Consider the following 2803-nt stretch of genomic DNA (forward strand, 5'->3'; position numbering starts at 1 on the left):
GGAGACGATGTCGCTGCGCTCGATGAATGGATCGAACAAGCAACCAACAGCGAGCTTAACAGCTTCGCCAACGGCATCACGCGCGACATCGATGCCGTCCGTGCGGCAATAACGACATCCTGGACAACCAGTCCAGTCGAAGGCCAGATCAACAAGATCAAGGCCATCAAACGACAAATGTATGGTCGGGCAAGCTACCCGTTATTGCGTCGACGCGTCCTCTTGGCTGCTTGAGGGCAACCCGACAAACAATCCGCCCCCAGTCGCTCAAGCTGCACCAAATACGCGGAAGAACCCTCGAAGGTCGCGGGTGCGATCGAGCACGCGATCAAGAAGATGGATGTCGGAGACCTGAACGTCCAAGTTGAGGTGCGGGATTTCCCGGCTCAGGGCCGCGGAGCGCTCGAACGGAAGGTGGCTGCCGACGTGTATATTGAACCTCCTCCGAATGAGTGGACACCTGTAGTAGGCTCGGAGAGCCAGGAGGTGTCGAATGCAAGGTCGTGAACGTCGGTCATTCACGGAGGACTATAAGCGCCAAGCCGTTGAGCTCGTGATGTCGAGCGGTCGCTCGGTCCCGTCGGTGGCCAAGGAACTCGGTCTGCGCGATTCGGTGCTGCGACGCTGGGTAGACAAGGTCCGGCAGGAGCCGACATCGGCGGCGTGGCGCCCCACCACGCAGGCGACGCCGATGTCGGCGGACCAGGCTGCGGAGATCGCCCGGCTGCGCCAGGAGAACGAACGGCTACGCATGGAGCGCGACATTTTAAAAAAACTGTCCAGCACGGTGGCGCGCCTGTGCGGCGTAGAAACAGCCTCGTGCTATCCTCGAGGCTGGGAGGGTAGCGGCCGCTCGATTATTGGAGGCACAATCCCCGTTAAAAAACATGGTCCATGGGTGCATGCGAACTTGAGAGTGGTGACGTCGCCCTGGCGACGATCCCGATTAGGAAGATGACGATTGGCATAGCCCAGACCCTCCTGCTCATCATTGAACGGAGGATTGCCATGCAGAAGAAGAGGACGGCCGGCGACTGCCCGGGCTTGCACCGACGTGCCTGTGCGCTCTTTCGGCACATTCACGCGAGACCTGCATGAGCTGGCGGACTGGTTCAAAACGTGCGGCGTGACGAGTGTCGCGATGGAATCCACCGGGGTCTATTGGATCCCGGTCTACGAGATCCTGGAGCAGCGCGGGTTTGAAGTGATTCTGGTCAATGCGCGGTACGCCAAGAACGTGCCCGGGCGCAAGACCGATGTCAGCGATGCCGCGTGGTTGCGCCAGCTTCATTCCTATGGCCTGTTACGCGGCAGCTTCCGACTGAGATCGCAACCCTGCGCGCGTATCTGCGCCAACGGGAGCGGCTGGTGGAATATGCCGCCGCCCATATCCAGCATATGCAGAAGGCCCTGATGGAGATGATCTGCAGCTCCATCATGTGGTCACGGATATCACCGGCGCAACCGGCATGCGGATTATCCGAGCGATTGTTGCAGGCGAGCGGAATCCTGACGTCTTGGCAACCTATCGGGACGTGCGATGCCATTCATCCATCGCGACGATCCGTGCGGCCCTGGTGGGCAACGACCGGCACGAACATGTCTTCGCGCTGACCCAGTCGCTGGAACTCTATGACGTCTACCAGGCGAAGATGCTGGACTGCGACCGCAAGCTCGAGGTCCTGATCGCGGCACTGAACAACAAAGGCGCGAAGCCGACCGGAAAGCTATCCAAGCCACGCATCAAGACCAAACAGGTCAACGCGCCTACCTTCGATGTCAGGACCGCGCTGTACGGCGTGCTCGGCGTCGATCTGACTGAGATCCATGGGTTGGGTCCATCACTGGCATTGAAGCTCGTCGGTGAGTGTGGCACCGATCTGCGGGCATGGCAGAGCGCCAAGCACTTCACCTCCTGGCTGTGTCTTGCACCAGGCAACAAAATCTCTGGCGGCAAGGTGTTGTCCTCGCGCACACGGAGAGTCGGGCAGCCGCACTGTTGCGGTTGGCAGCAACAACCGTCGGGCGGAGCGATACGGCGCTCGGTGCATTCTATCGCCGACTATCCTCACGTGCTGGTAAGTCAAAGGCGGTGACAGCGACCGCCCGCAAGATCGCAGTTTTATTCTACAACACCCTCCGGCACGGCATGCACTACAGAGACCCCGGCGCGGATCACTATGAGCAGCAATATCGCGACCGTGTCCTCGCTAACCTTCAGCGCCGAGCCAAATCTCTGGGCTTCGTGTTACAGGCCATTCCAGGCGCCCCCGATCCGGCTGTTTCTTAGGAAGTCGATCGCGATCTTTGCCGGAACCCGGACATGAGCTTCCGCTTCATCGAGGATCACCGCAACATGTATCCGGTTCGTCTGATGTGTGAGGTGCTCGAGGTCTCGCCGGCCGGCTATTACGCTTGGCGCACGCGCCCGGTGAGCGAACGGACACAAGCCAATGCCACGCTGCTGGCTGAGGTCCGGCAGGTCTATCAGGACAGTGGCGGGCGCTATGGCAGTCCGCGAATCCATGCCGCTCTGACGTCGCAGGGACGCGGCACCAGCCGTGGCCGGATCGAGCGGATGATGCAGCGGCATGGCATCCGAGCCATCATGGCGCCACCACGCCGGGTTCGCACCACCGACAGCCGTCATGACCTGCCGATCGCACCGAACCTGATCATGCGCGACTTCACGGCGCCTGCTCCGAATCGGGTCTGGCTCGCCGACATCACCTACATCCCGACCGCGGAAGGCTGGCTGTACCTGGCGGCCGTGATGGACCTCTTCAGCCGTAAGATCGTCGGC

At 60.9% G+C, this 2803-nt stretch carries 2 protein-coding genes and 2 pseudogenes; all 4 read left to right on the plus strand.

What is annotated here, in order from left to right; genetic code table 11:
• The coding region (locus J6525_RS46160; protein WP_225646388.1) for a transposase at positions 1 to 234 on the plus strand (234 nt) is incomplete at its 5' end.
• Positions 235 to 493: 259 nt separating this feature from the next.
• A complete protein-coding gene (locus J6525_RS46165; RefSeq protein WP_225649580.1) occupies positions 494 to 958 on the plus strand; it encodes a transposase in 465 nt (154 codons plus the stop codon).
• Between the two features lie 99 nt (positions 959 to 1057).
• A pseudogene (locus J6525_RS47855) lies at positions 1058 to 2290 on the plus strand (IS110 family RNA-guided transposase); the annotation flags it as partial.
• Positions 2291 to 2317: 27 nt separating this feature from the next.
• Positions 2318 to 2803, plus strand: a pseudogene (locus tag J6525_RS46180) (IS3 family transposase); the annotation flags it as partial.

The sequence above is a fragment of the Bradyrhizobium australafricanum genome (genome assembly GCF_020329495.1).
Lineage (GTDB): Bacteria > Pseudomonadota > Alphaproteobacteria > Rhizobiales > Xanthobacteraceae > Bradyrhizobium > Bradyrhizobium australafricanum.

Excerpts from the sequence above, each read along its gene's own strand:
- J6525_RS46165 (WP_225649580.1), top strand. The coding sequence starts at position 494 with ATGCAAGGTCGTGAACGTCGGTCATTCACGGAGGACTATAAGCGCCAA.